This is a genomic window from Spirosoma humi, from assembly GCF_054776575.1.
The window spans coordinates 135,395-160,230 of record NZ_BAAHBR010000004.1 but is presented as its reverse complement, the minus strand read 5'-3'; the positions used below and the strand labels follow the sequence as shown (position 1 = coordinate 160,230).

Annotated in this window: 13 protein-coding genes; 6 read left to right on the top strand and 7 right to left on the bottom strand. The window is 52.3% G+C overall.

What is annotated here, in order from left to right:
- Positions 1-7 precede the first annotated feature (7 nt).
- On the bottom strand, positions 8-2,302 hold the full coding sequence (locus ACYU8Y_RS06590) for an FAD-dependent oxidoreductase (protein ID WP_460935434.1): 2,295 nt from the start codon (positions 2,300-2,302) through the stop codon (positions 8-10).
- Positions 2,277-4,304 (bottom strand): glycoside hydrolase family 2 protein, encoded by a 2,028-nt coding sequence (locus ACYU8Y_RS06585; RefSeq protein WP_460935432.1) that lies wholly within the window; start codon positions 4,302-4,304, stop codon positions 2,277-2,279. The genes ACYU8Y_RS06590 and ACYU8Y_RS06585 overlap by 26 nt, the downstream gene beginning before the upstream one ends.
- A gap of 104 nt (positions 4,305-4,408) precedes the next feature.
- Between ACYU8Y_RS06585 and ACYU8Y_RS06580 the strand changes: the two genes are divergently transcribed.
- Complete coding sequence (locus ACYU8Y_RS06580; RefSeq protein WP_460935430.1) at positions 4,409-4,645, top strand: hypothetical protein; 237 nt, start codon at positions 4,409-4,411, stop codon at positions 4,643-4,645.
- A gap of 101 nt (positions 4,646-4,746) precedes the next feature.
- Positions 4,747-5,049 carry a PIN domain-containing protein gene (locus ACYU8Y_RS06575; RefSeq protein WP_460935554.1) on the top strand — a complete coding sequence of 101 codons (303 nt, stop codon included), beginning with the start codon at positions 4,747-4,749 and terminating at the stop codon, positions 5,047-5,049.
- On the opposite strand, the gene ACYU8Y_RS06570 is transcribed toward ACYU8Y_RS06575, so the two are convergent.
- From ACYU8Y_RS06570 to ACYU8Y_RS06555, 4 genes are all read right to left on the bottom strand, one after another.
- Positions 5,005-6,732: a sodium:solute symporter family protein gene (locus tag ACYU8Y_RS06570; protein ID WP_460935428.1), complete on the bottom strand. Its 1,728-nt coding sequence runs from the start codon at positions 6,730-6,732 to the stop codon at positions 5,005-5,007. The two genes, ACYU8Y_RS06575 and ACYU8Y_RS06570, sit on opposite strands and share 45 nt — an antisense overlap.
- 61 nt (positions 6,733-6,793) lie before the next feature.
- Positions 6,794-9,367: a glycoside hydrolase family protein gene (locus ACYU8Y_RS06565; RefSeq protein ID WP_460935426.1), complete on the bottom strand. Its 2,574-nt coding sequence runs from the start codon at positions 9,365-9,367 to the stop codon at positions 6,794-6,796.
- Positions 9,368-9,478: 111 nt separating this feature from the next.
- Positions 9,479-10,957, bottom strand: a complete 1,479-nt coding sequence (locus tag ACYU8Y_RS06560; protein ID WP_460935424.1) for a RagB/SusD family nutrient uptake outer membrane protein — start codon at positions 10,955-10,957, stop codon at positions 9,479-9,481.
- Positions 10,958-11,068: 111 nt separating this feature from the next.
- A complete protein-coding gene (locus tag ACYU8Y_RS06555; RefSeq protein WP_460935422.1) occupies positions 11,069-14,122 on the bottom strand; it encodes a SusC/RagA family TonB-linked outer membrane protein in 3,054 nt (1,017 codons plus the stop codon).
- A 333-nt stretch (positions 14,123-14,455) separates the two neighbouring features.
- Here ACYU8Y_RS06555 and ACYU8Y_RS06550 point away from each other — a divergent pair, with 333 nt between their 5' ends.
- The 4 genes from ACYU8Y_RS06550 (at position 14,456) to ACYU8Y_RS06535 (ending at position 20,793) form a co-directional block, all read left to right on the top strand.
- Positions 14,456-15,481: a LacI family DNA-binding transcriptional regulator gene (locus tag ACYU8Y_RS06550; protein WP_460935420.1), complete on the top strand. Its 1,026-nt coding sequence runs from the start codon at positions 14,456-14,458 to the stop codon at positions 15,479-15,481.
- A gap of 172 nt (positions 15,482-15,653) precedes the next feature.
- The gene (locus ACYU8Y_RS06545) at positions 15,654-17,993 is read left to right on the top strand and encodes a DUF7133 domain-containing protein (RefSeq protein ID WP_460935418.1); all 2,340 of its coding nucleotides are present in this window, start codon (positions 15,654-15,656) and stop codon (positions 17,991-17,993) included.
- Between the two features lie 138 nt (positions 17,994-18,131).
- Positions 18,132-19,313, top strand: a complete 1,182-nt coding sequence (locus tag ACYU8Y_RS06540) for an alpha/beta hydrolase family protein (RefSeq protein WP_460935416.1) — start codon at positions 18,132-18,134, stop codon at positions 19,311-19,313.
- A 103-nt stretch (positions 19,314-19,416) separates the two neighbouring features.
- The gene (locus tag ACYU8Y_RS06535) at positions 19,417-20,793 is read left to right on the top strand and encodes a Gfo/Idh/MocA family protein (protein ID WP_460935414.1); all 1,377 of its coding nucleotides are present in this window, start codon (positions 19,417-19,419) and stop codon (positions 20,791-20,793) included.
- Positions 20,794-20,920: 127 nt separating this feature from the next.
- Here the strand turns inward: ACYU8Y_RS06535 and ACYU8Y_RS06530 are convergent, their stop codons facing one another.
- Positions 20,921-24,484, bottom strand: a complete 3,564-nt coding sequence (locus ACYU8Y_RS06530; RefSeq protein ID WP_460935412.1) for an SNF2-related protein — start codon at positions 24,482-24,484, stop codon at positions 20,921-20,923.
- Positions 24,485-24,836 lie beyond the last annotated feature (352 nt).

The following is a 24,836-nucleotide window of genomic DNA, read 5'->3' as shown; positions in this document are numbered from 1 at the left end:
AGCCACGCTACTCGTAGCATCTGATTTCCATAAGGGAAGCCGGTACAGAACGACTCTCTCCCAAGCCGCTGTTTTTCTTTACGTGAATAGTTAGGCTGTTCGTTTCGACGGGTTGCTCAAACTGAATGGTGCGGTTGCTCTGGTGGTTATTGGTCTGGTGAAAAATGCGTTCCTGGCGGTCATTACATAGCTCATATTCGTCCACACAGAATGGCGAAACGGTTTCCGGATGAATCATGATAACGGTTTCGAGCGGGTGGTCGAAATCGGTGTCGAAGCGGAGTTCAACCCGGCCGATTCGTTGTTTGGTCGGCCAGGAAAGAGTGAGCGTCGGATTCGGATCGTTGGCGGCTGCTACCCAGGCGTTGGGCTGGCTGGTTGGCCGTTGAAAGCCGTTTCGAGTGTTTTCGGCACCAAATAGTTGAATGCCATCGTGGATGGTCAGCGCAATGTTTTGCCCCGCGGGCCGACGTTCGGGACACCAGAACTCAAATGTATCGACGCCAATATCCTCCGTTGGTTCCTGCTTCCCGTAGTTCGAAACGGCCGGGTTGATTTTGTTAAACACTGACAAAACGCCCGTTACGCGCAACTGACTGTATTGCAGGTGCACGTGTTCGTTTTTCATAAACATAACAAACACGTATCCCGGCTCGTCCATCCGGCTGGTAAAGGGCAGTTCTATGGTCTGCTTTCCCGTCAATAGCGGAATGGTCAGCGTCTCCAGCGTCACATCGGGCGTATGGTTCAATGGCTTGCTGCTACGCCGTAAGACGACGGTTAATGTTGTCGCCTGATCGGCGGTAACGAAGGCTGTCATTCGAGGTATCATGCCCGCTGGCAACGGAAGCATCTGAGCCGCCGAATGGGTCAGCGGTTGTACCGGTCCATCTGCAGGAAGCTGATTCAGGACAAATTCGCTGGATGCCGACAAGCTCGCTCGGTGAGCGAGGTCTTCCTGATCGTGGAGAGACAGGTCGGGAATGTGCTGACCGGTTTTGAGTAGTTGCTGCTGTAGTTGCTGAATTTGTACGGGTCCGGTCAGGTCGCGGGGCCTTAATCCATGCCGGGTGCATAGGGCTGCCGCCATACCCACGGCCTGCCCTACGTGAGCACCCGTAGCCATTACCCGCGAGGACCCAAATGCGACATGGGAGGCACTAATGATGCGTCCGGCAAGAAACAGGTTTGTAATGTTTCGGCTGTACAGACAGCGGTACGGAATCTGGTACATGCCCTTGCTGTGCCACTGGTTACAGCCTGGTTTCTCCGAAAAAATACCGTCGGCGGGGTGCAGGTCGATCGACCAGCCGCCAAAGGCAACGGCGTCGGGATGGGTTCGCTGCTCAACTATGTCCTGCTGGGTGAGCATATAGTCGCCCTCAAATCGCCGGCTTTCGCGTTTGCCGGGAATTTGTCCAACCCATTCCAGGGTCATCGTTTCAGCTTCAGGAAACTGACCGGAGTTTTTGATATAATTCCAAACGCCGTACACCACTTTCCAGAGTTCCCACTTAATGGCTTCGGTATCGTGAACCGTATCGAGCCGACCGCCGTACTCGATCCACCACAACTGACAGCCGTATTCCTGTGCGTTGAAGCGTTTGTAGCGCGGAATTTTGGTAATATCGTCGAGGGCATAAGCGGGCGGCACAAAGCGCACCGGCCGACCGGTGTCTTTGGTGTAGAAGTAGAGCGAATGCCCCAGCAATTCGCCGTATTCGGCGGTTGGTGCAAACTTTTCGCCGAACTCTTCCCGGCTTTCGGCCCCCATCCGGAAGGCCGCACCGGCCTGAAAGCCAATGATTCCATCGCCCGAAGCATCGCAGAAAAGCGGAGCTGCCAGTTCATACTGGGTACTGTTCTGGCTGCAAAAGGCTTTCAGTTCGCTAATCGTATCGGCGTCAGATTTTTCAACTTCGTATACCGCCGTGTTAAGTAAAAGCTTGATATTGGGTTCCAGAACCACTTTTTCCAGCAAAATGGTATCAAAAATCAGGGGGTTGCCTTCCGGATTTCGGTAGAGGTTTTCGAGCAGTAACTCATCGATAACGCCCCCTTCCCGCGCCCAGCGGTTGTTGTTGCCCATATGCGAGGTAGCGCCCAGTACCCACAGCCGCACTTCGGACGACGAGTTGCCACCCAGTACCGGACGGTCCTGCACCAGCAAAACCTGTATGCCTGCCCGAGCCGCCGTAATGGCGCAGCAAACCCCCGACAACCCGCCCCCAACCACAATTAGATCGGCTTCGTGTCGAACGGTTTTCAATGTTCGTTTATCGGTTGCTTGTTCGCGTATCATTCGTTGAGTCAATGGTTTGGGTAAAAATGGAAAAGCCGGTTGGTTTGATGACCTCTACGGTGATCGATTTGTCGAAACCACGCACCGGGAAAATAATGTCAGCGCTTTGGCCTGGCTGCAAATCAGGAATAGGCCGCGTTAAGCTATCTATCTTTAATTGATACTTTTTGATGGCATAGGCCGGGAAGTCGTTCCGGGCCGTCACCCGTAGGGTTACGTTATGAACACCCGCCTTCCCCGGTAGCCAGCTTACTTTTTCGACCGTGACGGGAGCCATGCCCGTTTGGTGAGCTTTGTACAGGGGGCGTTTCGAACGATCTCCACGAACCAGTCCCCACGGGCGGGTGCCGTCCGGATTCGTGCCGTCGTGCCGACTTAAGTAGTCATTGAACGACCACCAGGAAGCGCCCACCACGTAGGGCAACTGCCGAATGTCCGTCAGAAACTTTTCGATATGCGTAACCTGTCCGGCTTCGCTATCCTTGCCATCGGCCCGTGTGCCGTATTCGCTGATAAAGATTGGCTTATCCGGATAGAGCGAATGGATGTGTTTCAACACATTCGTGTGGTTACCGTAGGTGTTGGTCGAAACGAAATCGCAGTACTGGCTTGCTTCATCTTCCGGTCTCTTTGGTAATATATTCAGGCGCATGGATGCGAACGTATAGAGCCGGGTTGGGTCGAGTTCGCGGGCGTAGGCAATCATATCTTTGGTCCACCGCTGCCCCGCCGGTTGTTCGGACAGGTACTCATTACCAACGCTGTACGCAATCACACAGGGGTGATTCCAGTCGCGTTCGGCCATCTCGCGGAACTGCTGCCGAAACTTGGTACGCATGGTGTCGTTGTCCATTTGCCGGGGTGTGAGCTGCCAGTTACCCGCTTCGCTGATGATAAGCATGCCGTTGCGATCGGCCCAGTCGTAGATGGTTTCGGATGGGGTATAGTGCGTGAGCCGCTGCAATTCCATATCCGCTTCTTTCATCAACCGCATATCTTTTTCGACCAGCCAATCGGGTTCCAGGGAGCCTAAGCCCGTGTAATCAACCACCCGATTGCCACCCGCCACTTTGATCGGTTGCCCATTTAAGAGCAATTGCGCGTTCCGAACCTCTACTTTTCGAATACCGAAGTGAGACTGAACGGTGTCGGTAGCGGCAATCACTTGCAGGTCGTATAAGGTTGGCTGATCGATGCTCCACAGCTTAACATCGGCGGCTTTCAACACCGTTTCGGCTTCCAGCACCGTTGTCTGGTTAGCGGCAATGGTGCCCACCGGTTGTTTCCAGGTCAGGTTTAGGGGTTTGCCGTTCTGCTCTACCCGAAACGAGAGCTTGGGGGTAACGGTCTGCTGGCCCGCATTCCGAACGCGTGTTTTTATTTTTAATAGCGAGGTGCCCTTCACCAAGTCCGGGACAGCTTCTGTCTTGATGTTTTCTACATACACTGCTGGCTCGACGGTCAGGTAAACAGGTCTGATCAGGCCACCGTAGTTTACCCAGCCCGGAAACGATTCGGGCTGGTTATTATCTTTCGCACCCGGTATGGTCGTCGTTTTCCAGGTGTTGTTGTTCACCGAGATCGCGATGGTATTCACCGCGCCGTTGGCCGGGTTCGTTTTTAAGTAATCGGTAATATCGAAGTGAAACGGCGTGTAGCCGCCTTCGTGTGTGCCAACTTTCTGATTGTTGACCCAGACCGATGTTTCGTAATAAGCCGCATCGAAATGGAGAATAACGCGTTTTCCGGGAGTTACTTGAAAGGGAAATGTCCGGCGATACCAGGCCGTACCGGTGTAAAACTGGTAGCGTGGGTCGACGGAGAAACAATGCGGCACCGTCACTTTGTCCCAGCGATTCAGGGAGGCATCTTCCTGAAACCATTTGCCCCGCTCACCTGCGTCTACAGGGTCGAGAGCAAACCGCCATTCGCCATGCAGCGGAATCGCATCGGGATCCCGGATCGTGTATTGAGCGAAACTTACTGAGCTGATCCACAGCATGAATACTACTGATAAAGCCTTTCGTAAATATGTCATGTACTAGATAGGTGCGACTAATGAATTAGAGCGCTTAATGGTTAAATTTGTAAAAAACAATTAGTGGTATGGCTACCTCTCAAACGATACCGACCAAGTTGAGTAATTTGCAAATGGAGTTACTGAAACTGTATCCTTATACCGTTTCTGAAGCGGAACTGAAGGATATTCAGCGCTTACTGGCTGACTATTTTGCTCAAAAAATTGATGCTGAAATGAATCAGATGTGGCAGGAAAAAGGCTGGAATGAGCAGACCATTGAGCAATGGAAAGCGGAGCATTTACGTAGCCGCACTGTTCAATGAGAATTATACTCGACATTAATGTATTGCTTATTTCTCTGCCAGTGGCGTCTCCATACCGCTCTATCTTCGATGCGTTAAAAGCGGGTAAGTTTGACTGAGTTCTGAGCAATGACATTTTGATGGAATACCACGAAAAGTTAGCCGAGAAGACGTCACCGTCGGTTGCTGATAACGTGGTTAAGCTCCTGTTATCGCTGGACAACTGCATACTACAGTCCGTGCATTTTGAATGGGGTCTCATGTACAATGATCCCGATGACAATAAATATGTGGATTGTGCTTTAGTGGCCAATGCTGACCATTTGGTTTCAGAAGACCGGCATTTTTCTATTCTTCGTGACATAGAATTTCCTCATTTATCAGTCATTCGTATTGATGAATTCCTCAATTTGTTGTGGGCCTGATCGTAGCTGAACACGCTGAGCGGCCTGCCAGGGAATCAGCGCCAGCGCCAAAACCACGGCCGAAATCGTCGCCGTTATGCCAGCGCCCTGTGTCGTCAGGAAGCTCAGACCTGCCAGCATCAGTGCCGTAAAGACCAGGGAGCCCGCAATGACCCGCAGGCCGAAACGGTTCTGCTTTCGTACCGCCAGCGCTTCTTCGGGCGATTCGGCCTGGGCATCGTCTCGTTTTTGCTGACGGGCAATCAGGTATTGGTAATACTCCTGAGCGACGCTTCCCTTTGATCTTGCCCACAGCTCGTAGCCGAGCAACATCAGGAATGGAAAGCCGATCCCGATCATCGTTTCTTCGGCCCGCGTCAGCTTGACATTGAGCAGCAGCGGAGCCAGAATTTTAAAGAATAGATTCGCACTCAAACTGATGCCGGTGATCCAGAGCGTGGCCCGGCTGGTCAGGCGCTTGGAGAACAGCGCCCAAAGGGGAGGGGCCAGCAGCGGCCCACCCGAAATCGAGGAAATGCTTAAGACGACTTCCACAATGCCGCCCGCTGCCGGAACCATCAGCGCAATGCCGATCATACCCAACCCGAATAGCCAGGACGAACTCCGCGCCACCCGGATCAACTGAGTGTCGGAAGCCGTTGGATTAATTAATCCTTTGTAGATATCATTAGTAAAAACGGCCGAAACTACGTTTAAGGCGGTGTTGGCACTCGCCGACGTAGAAAAATACATACCCGTCAGCATAAGCCCTAGCAAACCCGGTGGCAAAACGAGTTTGCAGATCATCAGGTACGCATTCTCGGTATCCAGGCCGCTTAACGATGGATTGATGACTTTGTAAATCATGGGCGGAAGCATCCAGATAACCGGACTGATCAGATAGAGCCCCGCAAACAGGAAGGCTACCTTTTTAGCTGACTTTGGACTGTCAACGCTGGTGTATCGCTGCACGAATGTCCAGTTACCGCCAATGTAGCAGATGTGGTAGATCACGAAGGCGGCTACGAACCCAAAGGTGTACTCGCCGTTCAGGAGGTTGAAAAAATCATCCGGTACAGCGTTTACGAATCCATCGAAACCACCTACCCGATCCAGCGACAAAGGCAGAAGGATAAACACCGCGGCCGATAAAACGACGAACTGTAATATATCAGTAACCATCACCGCCCAAAGTCCACCAACCGCGGTGTAAGCGATCATGAAGAAGCCCAGCCCTATCGTACACGGAACCAGCGGTAGGTTAAGCGAAACGCTTACCAACTTAGCCACCGGATACAAAACGGACCCTTTTATGAACAGCGACACCAGTGTAAAAATGAAGATGTACACTTTTTGCACCGTTGCCCCCAATCGTTCGCGAATGAACTCGGCGGCTGTGAGAGCGCCCGTCTGTTTCCAGCGCGGAGCCAGGTACAAACCCGTTACCAGGGCACCGATGCACATGGTCCACTGGATGGTGATGGCTACCCAGCCGTGTTTGTAGGCAATGGACCCCCAGGCTACGAACGTCCCCGCCGAGAAGAAACTCATAAAAAGCGACAGCCCGCCAATAAACCAGGGCACTGCTTCGCCCCCCGCAAAAAAGGATTTCAGGTTCCGGCCCGTTCGGGCGAAGAGCATGCCAATCGCCAGTACAAAAGCCGAGAAAATGACAATGACGGCTGTATCGATGGTTGTATTCATGGTTTGTTCGTTAGGCGTAAGTAACAACTACACCCAACCAGTCATGTCAAGTTAGGTACACTCACTTCAAATCCACTTCCAGAACTTTCTGCCCGAAGCCCGGCAAATCCAGTGCGATGTCGTTCGCCGAAATAGCCTGATTGTTGGGTAGCCAACGGGCGGCCGTACTCGTTTTCTGGATGGCCGATAGAGTCAATTTGACGGTTGTTTGGGTGGCCTGCGCCCGGTTGTTGAGCAGGACGATGTAAAGCTTTTTCTGATCGGTAGAGCGGGCCAGTATGTAGTCGATGACCGGACTCCCCGGCTGTACCAGACCTTCCTGAATGAGCAGGCTGGCGGGTTGACCGTATACCATTCCGGCGCTGAAGCCATAAGTTTGGTGCGGACCGACTTTGGGCGTTACAAAGCCCCGCGGAAAAACTATTTTACCCTCGGAGCGTAGTTCCGCTTCGGCCATCAGGTAGTCCGTTAACCAGCCAATCTGCCACCAGGCGTGGTGCGGATACGGCCCTGACCCCTTATTCATGGCTTGCCAGTAGTAGGAGGCCACACTGGTTTTCGGTTCCACGAAGGCATCCCGGCCAATAGCTCCGGATCGGGCCATATCTGCAAAAATTGGCTCTTTCGTTAACTGGTACATCCGGATAAACAGACCGGCATGGCTGCACAACTGAATGGGGCCGAGCCGGGTAGCCGAGCCAAAAATGCCGCCATGCTCAAAGCTGAGGCCCGTTTGACTAATTTCCCAATCTTCGCGGCCTATGCCGTTGACTGTCTTCGGCTTGAGGCTGGCAATCGGATGCGTGTAAATGGACGTCGTGTATAGTTTGGCTGCGGTGATGGCTGCGCTTCTGTATCGGATGTCGTGTGTCAGGTCATATAAATCCAGAAGCGCCTGTGCCGACTGGCCAGTGGCGAAGTCCGGCGCATAACGAGCATCGCCACATACGCCCAGGAAGCTGCCCGTTTCGATGGCGTTTTTGAGGAACCAGTCAGCGCCTTTGCGGGCGGCCGTCAGGTATTTAGGGTCTTTCAGAATCCGATAGGCCACAATCAGTCCGTAAAACGTGGGGCGCAGGTCCTGAATGTCGTTGAAAATCTCCTGTTCCGTATGGCGGTCGTAAGCCACGGCCCAATGGCCATCGGGTTTTTGCCAGGTCAGCAAGCGGTCGGCACCCAGGCGCAGTCGTTCCTTCAGTTCGGTATTGGCCGGCTCAAACAAGAGCATGTTGCCAATGTCGAGCATGGTATAATAGGTCAGGCCGATGGGTTCGACAACTTCGCCCCATTCCTCCACAAACTTCTTCGATTTGGCCAGGTAGTACTGGCCTTCGGGCGCTCCTTTAAAAAAACTGTTACCGGTTTCCTGCTGAGCGAGTTTGAAGTTTTCGGCGTAGGGCAGCACGTTGTCGGTCAGGAGCGGGTCGTGGGTGGCATTGGCCAGCATCCACATGGCCCCATAGTCCGAGTTTTTCATGGCGTCTTTATTCGATCCCACCACGCCCCCCAGGTAGGACTGCGCTCCGATTTTTTTACCCTCGAATTCTTCGATGTTCCATAAAGACGTTTTGGGGTCTGTCAGGTAGTGGTGCATCTTCTCGATGCGGTCCGTCAACGACTGTCTGGATTGCCGCAGGGCCAGTGTTTCCTTAAACTGGTAAATATCATAGACGGCGTGATTCAGGGCGCTGAACCAGTCGCCGTCAGTCAGGCTGTACCGAAAGGTGTAGCTCATTGGCTCACCGATTTTGAGGCTGGATTTGGGTTCGCCCAGCACCGGGTAGTAGAGCGTAGGCGAAAGCTGTGCTTTCCGGTTCATGTGCGACAGGCCAATGTTCCAGTCCGTCTGCGTGATTTTATCGTTTGCCCACGGATCGCGACTAAGGCCGGGTTCGGGAACGACGGAAAGGGTAATGCCATGTTTGGTGCTTATCATCGGGCAAAGCGTACTGGCGCACCGTTCGCGGTACACAACGGGTAAGGACGGAATCCCATGACCATAGGCATACGCCAAGGCAAAGTTTGGCTGAAGTTTAGTTCCCTGGAAGTAGCCCGGCACGGTGGCCCAGGCCAGATTCTTTTCTGCCGTGCTGGCCACTGTCGGGCTGGCCAGCGAAAAATACCCGTCCTTTTTGGGCGTAAGCGTTTGCTTAACAATGATATCCGACGGGAACTTCGGATCGAAAGTCCATTCGCTGCTAATGGTAGCTACGTCGGTCTCCTGCCGGAACGTGAGCGAGTTGCTGCCGGTTTGCTTCGCTTCTTTGGGGAAGAAATGAATCACCTGTCCGGCCGTATTGAGCGAAATGGGGTTTGTGCTTTCGGCCCACTGTACTTGCTGGTAGTGGTATTTTGGACCGGGAAACTCGTCGCCCGTGATGGACTTGAACGTTGTCTCGGGTTTCCCGGAAGGCTTTTCGGCCGCATAGAGCAGGGTATTTTCGCCCGAAGGGGTTGCCAGGTTTACCCATTGACTGCCCTTATGGACGGCTACCTGCCCAATGGCCCAGCCGTTCGGCGTGTTTTTCCAGATGACCTTGACGCGCTCATTCGCCAGCGAGACCCTCTGGTTCGACTGGGCCTGCGTGGTAAAGCAGCAAATAGAGAAAAAGGCAATTTTCCAGATAGATCGCATGGAAAGCGGAGGATTGACGTTGGAATTAAGCTTTATAAGAGTGCCGGAGTTTGGGTCAAGTTTGTGCTTCCACGGGCTGTGTCCTCACGGACCGTGGAAACACAAACGGGCTTACTTCCAATCTGCGTTCTGCTCCAACTTCAGGTTGGCGTTGATTTCGTCCAGCGGAATGGGGAAATATTTGTTTTTAGCCTGAACGGGCCGGGATGGATAGACATTATTCACCGCTTTTGGAATAACCGTTAAAAACGTATTGGTTCGGGTGAGGTCATACCACCGGTCACCTTCGCCGAAAAATTCCCACGACCGTTCCTGAAGCACCGCGTCGATGAAGGCGTCTTTGCCCAGGCCGGGCGTTAGGTCGGCAAGGCCCGCCCGTTTCCGAACAACGTTGATGAACCCATAAGCTGTAGAGGTCGCTCCATTTACCCGTGCTTCGGCTTCGGCCGCAATCAGGTACATATCTGGTAAGCGCAATATGGGAATATTGGGGGTGTTCCCAATCGTCGAAACGGGGTCCTGGTACTTTTTGATCAGTACACCCTGCGTTGTAATAGGGGTAATGTTTCGCTGGGCAACCGTTTTATTGCTCTTGTCAACATACGTAGTATCGAGCAATAACCGGCGTTTATCGGCCGGGTTGAACGAGTTGTAAAACGACTGGTAAGCGAACATCGATCCGAACGTAGTCTTGCCATAGTCTGGGCCGCTACTGGCGGGTGGTCCTAAAAGACCCGTTAACTGGTGCCCGCGACTGGGACTAAACCCGCCCTCCGACTCATACGCCCACATGTTTTCCACTCGGGCAAGGTCTTCTTTGTCGTACCGGTACACATCCCGCACATCGGCCATTAGTGAATACTTACCGGAGGTGATGACTTCCTGCGCTTTCTTCGATGCGGTTGCCCAATCTTCGTTGTATAGCGCTACTTTGGCGTAGAGGGCTGTAACGACTTCTTTGGATGGACGCCCTTTCTCAATGCCGGGGCCAGACACCAGTCCGGCGTTACTGGCCTGATCCAGGTCGCTGTAAATTTGCTTGTATACGTCTGCTTTAGGACTCTTACCAATCGTGGCTTCGGCTTGCGTCACGCTGGCTTTTATCTTTATAGGCACGTCACCGAAGTTTTTCGTGAGCAGCCAGTGGTAAAAGGCTCTCAGAAAATAGGCCTCACCGACAATTTGCTTCTGGCGGGTCGCATCCATACTGGCCGAAGGTACCTTTTCAATAATCCAGTTCGCTTTTTCGATGCCATCGTAACAGGAGGTCCAGATTTGCTGGGGCGACTCATTAATCCGCCCGGCACTTTTCTGGGTTGTGTAGTTCGGGTCATACGTAAACAGGGTAAGGGTATTACGACCCACAACCGCCCGAGGGTACGACTGATCGGCGCTCAAATCAGAAACAATGGTCAGCACCGGGCCAGAGGCCATATCGGCAATGGGGTCATACACCGCAATAAGCCCCTTTTCGGCATCAGCCGCCGTTTTATAAAAGGCCTCGGTATAAATGGACGAGTAAATGGTCTCTTCCAACTGGCACGAAGCCAGGCAGAAGGTAGTGAGTATAGGAATAAGTATCTTTTTCATGGTTCAATGAGTGATTGTGTGAATGATAGAATGCCTGAATGACTAGTCAGCAGGATGAATAATTTCAAATCGATACACTATTCAGGCATTCTATCATTCCCGCATTCATAATTAAAACGTGACCTGTAAACCACCCAGAAATGACCGGGCGGGTGGATACACCAAGTTGTCGACACCAATGACCGTGTTGCTGCCCGCATACGTATTCACTTCCGGATCGAAACCGGTGTACTTGGTCAGGGTAAACAGGTTATTGCCGCTGGCATAGATCCGGATGCGCTGAATGCCGTTGATTTTGGGCAGCGTGTACCCGAGCGTTACGTTCTTGCAGCGCAGATACGAGCCATCTTCTACGTAGCGGCTACTCACGGGTAAACGGCTGCTGAGGGCCGCACTGGCATACTCCTGGCTGGGGTTGGTTGGCGACCATCGGTTGGCGACGCCTGCCAGCAAATTGCGCTGGCCCAGTGGCGTTTCGAAGGCAAATCGCGCCTGGTTATAAATATCATTGCCCTGGCTACCCGAGAAAAACGCGCTCAAGTCAATGTTTTTGTAGGCAAGGTTAGTCGAGAATCCGAAAATGAGTTTGGGGTTTGGGTTGCCGGTAATTGTCTGGTCGCTGGCATCGATCTTCCCATCGCCGTTGAGGTCTTTCAGCTTATGGCCACCCAGACGGCCGTCATAACCCGGCAGAATGGTTTCGCCCGTCTGGTTAATGCCGTCGAATACGTAGGTTTTGAAAAGGGCCAGGGGTTGCCCAACGCTCAGAATACTGTAGGTCGTAACAAACCGCTCCTGCGTGGTGCCGCCGTCCAGATCAAGTACCTTGTTGCGGTTCATCGTCGCATTGGCCGATACATCCCAGCGCAGTGCGCCCTGTAAAATCCGGGCGTTAGCGGCCAGTTCAACGCCTTTGTTTTCCAGCGAGGCAAAGTTGCCCGTAATGCTGCCGTAGCCCGACGAAAGCGGTAAGGTTTTGATATAGAGCAGATCGCGGGTTTTTTTGTTGTAAACGTCGACGACGAAACTCAGCCGATTGTTGAGCAGACTAATATCCAGACCAATGTTTGCCTGGGTCGATTTTTCCCAGCGCAGATCGGGGTTGGCAATGCCCAGCGGATTGATTCCTGTCAGGTACGTGTGATTAAACTGATAATCAGAGGGGTTTGGGTTTGGCGATCCGACTATAGCCAGCGATTGGTAAGGGGAAATGCCGCCCGCATTACCCGTCAGGCCGTAGCTGCCACGGAGCTTGAGGTCCGATAGCCAGCCGACGTTTTTCAGAAATGGTTCTTCGATCAGACGCCAGGCCGCCGACACCGCCGGGAAAAAGCCGTATTTGTGGTTGGCTCCAAACTTACTCGACCCATCGGCACGAGCGGTCAGATCCAGGAAGTACTTGTCTTTATAGCCGTAATTGATCCGACCCAGATACGAATCTAGGCGTTCTTTGGTCCGGTTGCTGGTTGCCGTTCGGGTTAGCGCTAACTGCAAAGCTTCATTGCCCGTGGCATCATTCGGAAAGCCGGTGGCATTGATGCTGTTGCTGTTGGCCAGATTACTCTGGCTGGCAAATACCCCTGTAAGCTTGAGCGTATGGTGTTGTGCAATGGTACGTGTATACGTCAGAATGCTTTCGTGAAGCAGCACAAGGTTGTTCGCGTTCGCTTTCGAGCCCGAGCCCGAGTTGTCGTTCAGGTCGGCTGGATTCACAATGGAACGGGGCGAATAGGTATTCCGCAGGCTGTTCTGTAAATCGACGTTGAATGACGCCCGGTAAGTCAGTCCGGTGAACAGGTTGACTTCTCCGTATATATTGGCCAGCGTACGCTGAATACCGATTTGATTTTGGATAGCCGCCAGTCCCAGCGGATTCGTCACTTCACGGTATTGTCCGGATGCCTGCTCGCCAAAAGGAGACAAGGTGCCATCGGCCCGGTAAGGCTGGAGCGTAGGGGGAGCCCCTATGGCTGATCCCAGAATGCTGCTGGTAACGAAGTCGCCATCGCCGAGGCTGGTGGTCCCGTAAGGAACCCCTTTATTGATGGAATAGCTACCCAGAATGCTCGTTCCAACTTTAATTCGGTCACTAATGCGGTGATCTACGTTGAGCCGTAGCGAGTACCGCTGAAAGCCCGAATTGATGATGACTCCCTGCTGGTTGAAATAGTTGAGCGATAGGGCCAGCTGTGTTTTCTCGGATCCGCCGTTAATGGTCAGCTGATGATTCTGGATCGGAGCCGTCCGAAAAATCAGCTTTTGCCAATTGATGCCTTCCCCCAGACTGGCCGGATCGGGGTAGTAATTGTTCTTGAATGCTTCATTTTCCAATTGGGCGAACTGTGCCGCAGTCAGTACCGGCAATGTTTTCGATACTTTCTGAACGCCGTAGTAGCTTTCGTAGCTTACACTGGTCTTCCCGGCTTTTCCTCGCTTGGTGGTGATCAGCACCACGCCATTGGCCGCCCGTGAACCGTAAATGGCGGTCGCCGAGGCATCTTTCAAGACTTCTACCGATTCAATATCGTTGGGGTTGATGGTCGAAAGTGGACTGATGTCTGTGAGGCCCCCCCCGTTTGAAATCTGAATGCCATCCACAATATAAAGCGGTTCCGATGTGCCATTAATGGAGTTGGTACCCCGAATCCGGACACTGACGTTGCCGCCCGGCGCCCCCGAGTTTTGGACGATCTGTACCCCCGCCACCCGCGCCTGAATGCCCTGGGCTACGTTGACGACGGGCGTTTGTACCAGATCAGACGCTTTAATCGATGCAATGGAGCCGGTTGTCTCAATCTTTCGTTGCGTACCATAACCAACGACAACGACTTCGTTCAGTGACCGGTCGTCGGGTTTCAGTGCTACGTCGATGGTGCTTTTGTTGGAAGCGGGCACTTCCTGCGACACATACCCAATCGACGAGAACGTTAGAATTACATTGCCATCCGGGATCGTTACTGTATACTGGCCGTTGGCGTTTGTTGTAGTTCCCTGCTGGGCGCCTTTCACGACCACGTTTGCACCTGGTAGGCCTTCCTGGGTGCCCGAGTCGGTAACCCGCCCCGTAATGGTTGTTGTTCGGGGTGCCTGTGCCTGCCCTGTCAGTGTGGCCAGCAGTAGGATTAACAAGCCGACCCCAGTTCGTAATGATAAAATAGATTGCATAGGTCAAGCAGCGGTAGCTGCCTTTTTAGTGTTTAGGAATGTCGAAAAATTAAAAAAGTACAAAATCTGTAGACTTTCTAAATAACGTAGGTGAATGGACGATTAAAAACGAATTGGTATCGTATGGCTCTTCGCAATAGCCTAAATCGGTCATTTACCTTATTATTACCTGATATTACAGCCATATAGTAATTCTGCAAAGAATTTTTTGACTTATTTTATTGGGAATGTTCCCAAAATTTTGGGAACATTCCCAATAAAATGGCTATTGTGGACTGTAGCTACCAACCAGGCTTGATGGTATTAATAGGGAAAAATTAGATTAGTTATATTTTGGCGACTCATCAGACAACCATTGTCGACATTGCCCGCGCGCTGGGCATATCCAAGTCGACGGTATCACGGGCTTTGACGGGCCATGCAAACGTCAATGAAAATACCCGGCAGCGCATCCTCGACATGGCTGCTCAGGTCGATTACCAGCGGAATCAACTCGCCATTTCCTTATTGACGAACCGAACCGGAACGGTCGGTATCATGGTGCCGGAGTTCATCAGTTTCTTTTTCCCGAAAGTCATTATCGGCGCCCAGGAAGAGATGGCCAAATCGGGTTATAATGTCGTCATCTGCCACTCGAATGAATCGTATGAAACAGAAGTGTCCAACGCGAAAGCTTTGCTGGCAAGCCGGGTGGATGGCTTAATTGTATCGCATACGAAAGAAACCCGCAATTTCGAGCACTTCAAGGTATTCCAGCGAAAAGGAATTCCGGTCGTATTTTTCAACCGGGTTTGTGAGGATATGAGCGTATCAAACGTAACAGTAGACGATTATAACGGTGCGTTTCGGGCAGTCGAACACCTAATTCAAACGGGCCGACGCCGGATTGCTCATCTGGCCGGACCTGATACGCTTGCCAACAGCCGCAATCGGCTCAATGGGTATCGGGATGCCCTGCGGCACTATGGACTACCCATCGACCCGGAACTGGTGATCGCCTACGATCTGAATCTTGACAAGGCAAATATTTACGTAAACCACCTGCTGAACTTGCCGAATCCGCCCGATGCCCTGTTCGCCATGAACGACCCCACAGCGCTCGAAGCCCTGAATGTGGCTAAACGTCGGGGCATATCGGTTCCCGACGAGCTGGCCATTGTGGGCTTCAGCGACGATCCAATGTCGGCCCTGATTGAACCAGGCTTAACGACGGTAGCCCAGCCCGTCGACGAAATTGGGCAGCAGACAGCGAATCTATTACTTCGGCAGTTGCAGGCAAAAGATGATGAATCCGAACCGGAGCGAATTATATTACCGACGAGCCTGATTGTTCGGGGCTCAACGGTGAAGGCGGGATGAGAGCACCTTTCGGCAGTTCAGCGGTTAGAAATGACCGTTTTTACTTGCTGTTCTTTACCAGGCTAACAGAAGTCATTTTCTTTCAAAGCGTAAAAAATACGTTATAAGCCTACACAGAATGCAGTAAGAGTTTAGTACAACTATCTTTTGGTTTTGTTCTAAACGTACGCTCATGAAAAATAAGCTCTGGTTACCAGGCTTGCTTTCGTTCTCGATGCTGGTGGTTACCTGTAAGGTTGCGCAGCAAGCCCCGCAGGATAGCGCCAACAACATGGCGGCAGTGGATACTGTTCCGGCCTTTGTCGCCAATCCTTCGCCTGTGCAACTGACGCCCGAGCAGAGCCTGAAGGCTTTTCGGGTGCCCAAAGGCTACCATATGGAACTGGTCGCCAGCGATCCGATGATCCGCGAACCCGTGGCGATTGCCTGGGATGGGAACGCCAAGATGTACGTAGCCGAAATGGATACCTATATGCAGGATGCGGATGGCTCCGGTGAACATGACCCCGTTAGTCGGGTTATGCTGCTCGAAGACACGAATAATGACGGTAAGATGGACAAAAGCTCTGTGTTTATCGACAAGCTTTTGTTGCCCCGCATGATTTTGTGCGTAGATCATGAACTGCTGGTCAACGAAACCGATACCTACGACATTCATAGCTACAAAGACACCAATGGCGATGGGGTGGCCGACCAGAAAAGAACAGTCTACCAAGTTGGTAAAAAATCACCCGGCAACCTGGAGCACCAGCGTAGTGGCCTGGACTGGAATCTGGATAACTGGATCTATGTAACGGTTGACCCGGTGCGGTTTCGTTACACCAAAAACGGTTTGAAAGCAGACTCGCTGCCCAGCGGCTCGAATGGACAATGGGGCCTTACCCACGATAACTACGGCCGGTTATTTTTCTCGCGTGCGGGTGGCGAAATTCCGGCATCAGGCTTTCAGATCAATCCCGTTTACGGCGGTCTGGAGTTTCCGGATCAATACAGTGAGGAATTCAATGCGGTTTGGCCCATCATGTCCACGCCCGATGTGCAGGGAGGGTTGAACCGGCTCCGGTTACCCGATAGTACGCTGAACCACTTCACGGCCAGCAACGGACAATCTATTTTCCGGGGTAATAAACTCCCGGCTGATCTGGTAGGCGACTACCTGATTGGCGAGCCCGTTGCCCGAATTATCCGTCGGGCCAAAGTGATCAATACAAATGGGAAACTGAGGCTGGAAAATGCGTACAAGCAGCAGGAGTTCATTGCGTCCACCGACATGAATTTCCGGCCTGTCAATACGTATACCGGCCCGGATGGCTGCCTGTACATTGTGGATATGAACCGGGGTATCATCCAGGAGTCGCAGTGGACACCGAAAGGAAGTTACCTGCGGCCCCAGATAGAACGGTTAGGGCTGGATAAAAACATCCAGCATGGCCGCATTTTCCGACTGGTGCACGACGGTATGAAACCGGGCCCAAAGCCGCACATGCTCGATGAAGCCAGCGCCAAACTCGTTACCTACCTCGATCACCCCAATGGCTGGTGGCGCGATAATGCGCAGAAGCAACTCGTTGTTTTGGGCGATAAATCGGTAGTTCCTGCCTTGAAGCAGATGGCTATGAGCCAGCCCGGTTCGCCCGTGAAGCAGCCATCGGCTCTGGGCCGGCTGCATGCCTTATGGACACTGGAAGGGCTAGACGCCATCGATAAAGACATCGTTTCTACGGCGATGAAAGACACTGATCCGCAGGTTCGGCGGGCGGCTGTCCTGATTAGTGAACGGTATATAAAGCAGGATGACGCTGAGGCTATCGCCAGCTTGCAAACCCTCAAAAACGATCCAAGCTACGACGTCAGGACGCAGTTGGTCCTGTCGCTGCACGCCAGTAAATCCCCTAAAGCCAATACACTCGCGAGCGAAATTATTGAACAGAGCGCCAACAACGAGATGCTGGTCAGCGCTCAGAAAAGTTTGTTGAAAAATGACGCGGTTAAAACCTACGGCCTGCGCCTGGGTCGGCTTGAGCCCGAAGATCGAAAAATGGTTATGGCCGGGGCCAACACCTTCAAAACGCTTTGCGCCAGTTGTCACGGCCCCGATGGAAAGGGCCTGGCCGTTGGTGGAAGCAGCATGGTCGCTCCGCCGTTGTTTGCTTCAAAACGAGTGGTGGGTGATAAGGATGTATTGATCAAAATCCTGCTCAATGGCTTGTCCGGCCCCGTCGATGAGAAAACCTATCCCGATGTGATGCCGTCTATGGCGGCTAACGACGATGAATGGATTGCGTCTGTCCTAAGCTATATCCGTTATGAATTTGGCTATACGGGTAATTTCCCGCCATACACGCCACCGCCTGGCCCTCGGCCCTCCGGCGGTGGACCACCGCCGGAAATTCTGAAGCGCCGTGGCTATAAACCCTTCGTGAAGGCAGAGGATGTGAAGCGCATACGCGAACAAACAATGGGACGTAACAAAGCCTGGACATTGGCCGATCTGGAAAAAGTAGGTGAGTAATTGGAGTTACAATTTTTTGTCATCCCGACGAAGGAGGGATCTTAAAGTATTCTCCTACCGAAGATCCCTCCTTCGTCGGGATGACAAAAAGCTCATAGAATAGTGTAGTTGCTGATAATAAAGGTTTTAAAAGAAAATATGGCCTTCCAATCTTTCATTCTCTGTTCCCTCGTTAGCATAGTTAGCGTTGTAGCCCAACCGAACCCGGCGCGGCCTGACTTGTGCCAGGGAGCCTACTTCACGGAAGCAGAAGGGGCGGCTGCCTTGCAGAAATTTGCCCAGACGTATCATGACCGCACCAGTTGGGAAGCGCGGGCGAAACTGATTCGGCAGGGGCTTCGGGATGGAATGCAGTTGCCTGAAAAACCGAAATTCGCCCCACTTCAGCCCATTCGGCACAGCCTGAAAAAGTTGAACGGCTACACGGTAGAGAACGTAGCCTTTGAGAGTATACCGGGCTTTTTCGTGACAGGTAATCTGTACAAGCCACTCAACACCAGCGGAAAAATACCGGCCATTCTTTGTCCACATGGGCACACCCCTAAAGAGGATGCCCGCTTTGTGGAGCAGACCCAGCAGCGATGCGCCACAATGGCCCGCCTGGGAGCCGTTGTGTTCGTCTACGACATGATTGGGTATGGCGATTCAAAGCAGACATCGCATAAATTACCCGAAGCGCTGACATTGCAAACCCTGAACGGCATGCGTTCGCTCGATTTCCTGCTGAGCTTGCCCGAGGTCGATAAAAACCGGATTGCCATGTCGGGAGAGTCGGGTGGGGGAACCCAGACGTTTCTGCTCACGGCGCTCGACCAGCGAATTAAGGTGTCGGTACCCGTAGTCATGGTGTCGGCGCACTTTTTTGGCGGCTGCACCTGCGAGAGCGGGATGCCTATTCACAAGCGGCCTTCGCACCAGACCAGCAATGTCGAATTAGCCGCTTTGGCCGCTCCACGACCGATGTTGCTTGTTTCCGATGGTAAAGACTGGACAAAGAATACGCCAGACGTTGAATTCCCGTACATCCAAACCATTTACGGGTATTATGGTGCAAAAGAGCAGGTCGAAAATGTGCATTTGCCCAGTGAAGGCCATGACTACGGCCCCAACAAACGGGCTGCAGCCTATCGGTTTCTGGCTAAGGAGCTGAGGCTGGATTTGAGTCGGATACTCAAAAATGAAGCCATCGACGAAGGCCCTAACACGGTGCTGGAGCCGGCCGCTTTGATGGTTTTCGATGCGGATCATCCGCGCCCAGCCCGTGCCGTTGTGGGTGATAATGCGGTAATTGGTTTGTTAAAGAAAGATGCCGGAAAGTGATCTTTCAGCCTGATTCTGTTTGTGTCAGGCGGTGCTAAAGTCTGTAAAACGTAAAAAAATCGTACCCTAAACCCGGCTTTTTTGGCCGAAATTTTTAACTCGCATGGATATTTTCAATATCAATCGTCGCCGTTTTATTCAGGGCACTACTGCCTCACTTGCTCTTTCGGCCTTTGGGGCGAGGGGGATGGACCTAATGAACCCGCCCAAAGCCTACCGGGTTGGCCTGATCGGTACGGGCTGGTACGGTAAAAGCGATTTGTTCCGTCTCATTCAGGTGGCTCCCGTAGAAGTCGTTGCGCTTTGTGATGTCGACAAAAACATGCTGGCTGGTGCTGCGAAACTGGTGAGTCAGCGACAGAAATCCGGGAAAACACCCAAGCTCTATGGTGATTACAAAAAAATGCTGGCCGAGAATCAGATGGATATCGTGCTTATCGGCACGCCTGATCATTGGCACGCCCTGCAAATGATCGATTGCGTGAAAGCGGGGGCCCATGTCTACGTGCAAAAGCCCATTAGCGTTGATGTCATGGAAGGAGAAGCCATGATAGCCGCAGCCCGGAAATACAACAAGGTGGTACAGGTTGGCACGCAGCGTAAGAGTACACCCCACCTGATTGAAGCCAAGAAACGGATTGTCGATGCCGGATTACTCGGCAAAATATCGCACGTGGAAATGTCCTGCGATCTGCACATGCGTAACAATGGTAATCCACCATTACAGGCTGTTCCCGATTTTCTGGATTACGAGATGTGGACGGGGCCAGCTCCGCTCCGTCCCTACGACGGGTTGCCGCACGTGCGCTGGTGGCGAACATTCATGGAGTATGGTAACGGTATTACGGGCGATATGTGCGTGCATATGTTCGACACCGTTCGCTGGATGATGAATCTTGGCTGGCCCAAGCGGATCAGTTCGCATGGTGGTATTTATGTTCAGAAAGAAGGGAAATCGAATATTTCGGACACCCAATCGGCTCTATTTGAGTATGATGACCTGAATTGTGTATGGCACCACAAAACGTGGGGAACGGCCAACAATCCGGATTACCCCTGGTCATTCACGCTTTATGGCGAAAAAGGAACGCTGTGGGGCAGCACAATGCAGTGCGACTTTATTCCGGATGGCAAAGGCGAAAAAATTCACCTGGACGTTGTCTACGAAAAAGAAAAATATCCCGAAGATGTTACGGAAGATACGAATCCGAAAATTGAGCTGAATGCGGCTCCGGCAACGCGCCTGCACATGCTCAATTTCCTGGATGCTATTGACAAAAACAGCCGCCCCGTCGCCGACATTGAACAAGGGCATATCTCGACGGCGAGTTGTATTCTGGCCAATATGGCCATGAAAACCGGCCGCCCCATGGTCTACGACCCTGTAAAGCGGGAAGTAGTCGGCGACAAAGAAGCCACCAAAATGCTGGCCAGAGACTACCGCTCGCCGTACACACATCCCGATCCGAAGAAAGTGTAGTGGTATCGGTTCCGTGGAGTCGGCTATTCATAACCGACACTGCGAGGTTTCTCAAAACCTAGTGAAGAGAAGTACACCAGGTTTTGAGAAACCTCGCTTGGCCGATTTGAGAATCGACCATCACAGCCTACCCCAAACTTACCAACTCTTTCAGTTCATCATCATTCAGGTCGCCGAGCCAGGTTTCGCCGGTTTTCACGCTGAGATCGGCCAGTTCGCGTTTAGAGCGGATCATTGCGTCGATCTTTTCTTCCAGCGTTCCCTGATTCATAAGCCGATACACTAGTACGTTTTTGGTTTGACCGATGCGGAATGCCCGGTCGGTAGCTTGTGATTCGACCGCCGGATTCCACCATAAATCGTAGTGAATGACGTGGTTCGCCTGGGTCAGGTTCAGTCCCGTTCCGCCCGCTTTGAGCGATAGAATAAACGTGTGATCGCTGCGGTTCCGTTGAAATTGCTCGACCATTTCGTCGCGTTCGGATCGGGAGGTACCGCCGTGTAAAAACAACGGTTGCTTGCCAAACGCCTGCTCGATAAATTGAGTCAGCAGTTCACCCATTTCTTTGTACTGGGTGAAAATCAGGACTTTCTCGTGGTTGGCGTAAATCGTTTCGAGCAGATTGAGCAATAGTACCGCCTTCCCCGACAAAGCCGGAAGATCTGAGCCGCGTTTGAGGTACTGCCGTGGGTGATTACCAATCTGCTTGAGGGCCGTCATGAGCTTTAGCACCAGACCCCGGCGGGCAATACCATCTTTCTCTTCAATAGCCCGCAAGCTCTCCTGCACCACGCTCTGGTACAGCGCTGCCTGTTCGGGCGTGAGTGTACAAAACTGATTATTCTCAATTTTATCGGGCAGATCCGTAATAATGCTGCGATCCGTTTTGATACGACGCAGCAGGAACGGACTCGTTATGCGCCGGAATTGATCCAGTTTCTGGCGGTCGCGCTCCTGCTGAATCGGTTTGCCAAACTCTTCGTTGAACTTGGTTAAACCGCCCAGGTAGCCCTTGTTCACGAAATCCATGATACTCCAGAACTCCGATAACCTGTTCTCGACGGGTGTACCGCTTAAGGCAATTCGGATGGGTGATTTGAGGGATTTAACCGCCTTTGTCTGTTCGGTATCGGCATTCTTGATGTTCTGCGCTTCGTCAATTACGACAACGGCCCAGGTCATTTTCTTGAACGTTTCGAGATCACTCCGGATAATACCGTAGGTAGTCAGCAACAGGTCATAATCGTCGGATCGTTCGGCAGGCAGCTTCCGATTCGAACCGTGGTAAATTCGGGCTTGCAGTTCGGGTGCAAAACGGGCTATTTCTTTCTGCCAGTTTGTTAATAACGTTGTGGGCAGAACAACCAGTCCTTTCTGTTTTTTGAACCGGCCTTCCTGCCGGAATTTGAGCAATAGTGCAATGACCTGTAAGGTTTTACCCAACCCCATATCGTCGGCCAGCAGACTGCCCATACCCAGGGCCGTGTTTTTGATAAGCCAGTCGTATCCCCGTTGCTGGTACGGACGGAGGGTCGCATGCAGCGATTCGGGTAGGGGTTGAGACGCACTTTCGGTGAACTGCCTGACCAACTCCCGCACTTCGGCCGATAAGCCCAACCGGTTGCCTCTAAACTCTTCGGCCAGCGCAGCTCGTAATAGCTCGGTTCCGGTCAGCTCGGGTGGACTTTCGAGTTGTTTGTAAAGCTTGGTCAGATCGTTTGGGTCGACCAGCACGTACTGGTCTTTAATTTTGACCAGACCCGTTGTACGCCCTACCAGTTTCTGAAATTCCCGTACACTCACCATTTCGCTGCCAAGGGCCACTTGCCAGTCGAAGGTTAGCATCTCGTCCAGCCGCATAAAGGCATTACTGGCCGTCACTTTGGCCTTGAGTCGTCCACCCGCCTGCGGCCGCACCCAATGCCGGAGCGACTTCGGTAACCACAGGGCAATGCCAAGCAGTTGCATCCGGGGCAGCGTATCGAGCAGAATCTTCACAAACTGTTCCGGCGAATAGGTCAGGTAAGGTGGTCCACCCGTCTTGGTCAGCTTGGCCAGATCGGGGAAGTGCCGCGCCAGAATCAACAGGTCCTGTAAAACATCCAGTCGGATGCGCTCGTATGGATCGAGCCCCCGCGTTTTCTTGTCCAAAAGGTCAGGCAACGGAATGGGTGCTGTTGGCGTACCGTTGACCAAAGGCCCTTCCCGGTCGCGGATGAGCAAACTCAACCGAAACTCATCGCCCAACTCACTATCTTCGACGGCCAAAATGGGAACAAACCGTTTGTGAGTCAAAAAGAAATCGTTGACCCAAAGCTGCATGGCCAGTGGCATTTCCTTCCGACCAAAGCCCTCGAACCGGATTGTCTCCACGCCAAAAAATAGCCGGTCGGCATCTTCAAGGGGCCAGCGTTCCCACAGTTCAACGGTGGTGGGTTTGATAACACGACGCAGAAACAGCGAGCATAACGTTAAAACCTGTTGCTCATCCGGCAGGGCCAACCATTCTTTTTGCCAGCGGACCGTGAGCAGCGTGGGTGGAAGCTGGGTGGCGAGTTGATCGGTCAGGCGTTTGACGGTCTCATTCAATGTTGCCGGGAGCCACCGTACCCGATATTGTTCTTCGGTAGGGCCAACCCGCAGCAGTTGGGGCACTACCGCGCCCCGGCGCAGCAAGGCCGCCGAGAATTGCTGCGTCAGGTAGAGCGCCCGTACCGAATCACTCATTTCGGCCCAGTCGGCTTCCGTGAGGGTATCGAGCCAGTTGATTAGATCGCTCATGTCGAACCCAGTGATGGACCGGGGTTCGCCATGCTCGCTGAACATACTTATTTTCTTGACCGCCATCAGCTCATCGAGTTGCAACTCAATGCTATCGCTGAAGGCAGGACCGTTGGTGCGAAGGGTTTCGTCGGCAGCCAACTCCTTCTCAATTGGCTTGCTGAATAATTTGTACGCTCTGCTCAACGATTTGTGGAAATCGCCCTTGGTAAAGGTAACGTCGGGAGAAAGCAGCCCTAAAAGCTGGTCGGCCAGAGGAGGTATCGTGGCAAAGTCCAGATTGGCCCGAACGGTTTCATCTGGACGCCAGTCTTCATCTTCGTCGGGTAGTTCGTCCGTACCAATGTCTCTGAATGACAAGACGGTATCCAGTGCGCTGGCTATCCCATCAACCTGATTTTTTTGGATTTCAGCTAGTATATCCAGTCCTTTCAGTTGGAAGACTAAAAATGGATTTCGATCGATTTCATTCGCGATCGTATAAATAACAGCCGCCAGGTGCTTACACGGAATGGCTTCGTCGGGACAGGAGCAACCCATCGTCAAATCCCGGAAGGAATGGGGGAATAACTGAATGCTGCGTTTTTCGGCAAACTCAGTCAATTCTGGCGGCAACTGACGGTTAAGAAGTTGGGCCAGCGTAGCCGGATTCTCATTTATTTCGGTGAGCAGCGCCGTCTTTTCCTTCTCTGTAAATAAAGGCACCGATAACTTAGACTTATAAGGACGCGGAGCGGTTCCTTTGATCGATGCACTAATCTGATTTTGAGAAATAGACAACCCTTGTACGGCTCCTTTATTCGCGTAAGTCTTCCCACGCGGCAATCGGTTGGCCATGTCAATGCTCGTTAACGCATTGAGCCACTGTTGTCCCCACCATGTTTTGCCATAGGTGATTCGTTCCGCCATGATACCCAATTGATAATTTCGCCGTAAAATAGTTGATTAACCCGTTAGCCGGGGATACGGGTTCCGTTAGGAAACCTGCCGACTATCCCGACATTAACTGTCTTCCATTAGTAATTGAACGAACGCCAGGCGATTCGCCACAAAAAAAGAAAAGCATTACCCTTTTTTGCTGTCTAGGAGGACCTATTGAGTAAAACGTTGGACGTCGTTCGGGTTGCCACCACCTTACCTCACAGAGAAGCAACAAGAAAGGCTCAGTATAGTTCTGTCACTAAACAGGATCCAGAAGCAGAAGACACCCTTTATTCTTTGTGGTTCGCAAGCTCACCGCTGGGGGGTAGAGAAGAGCGTT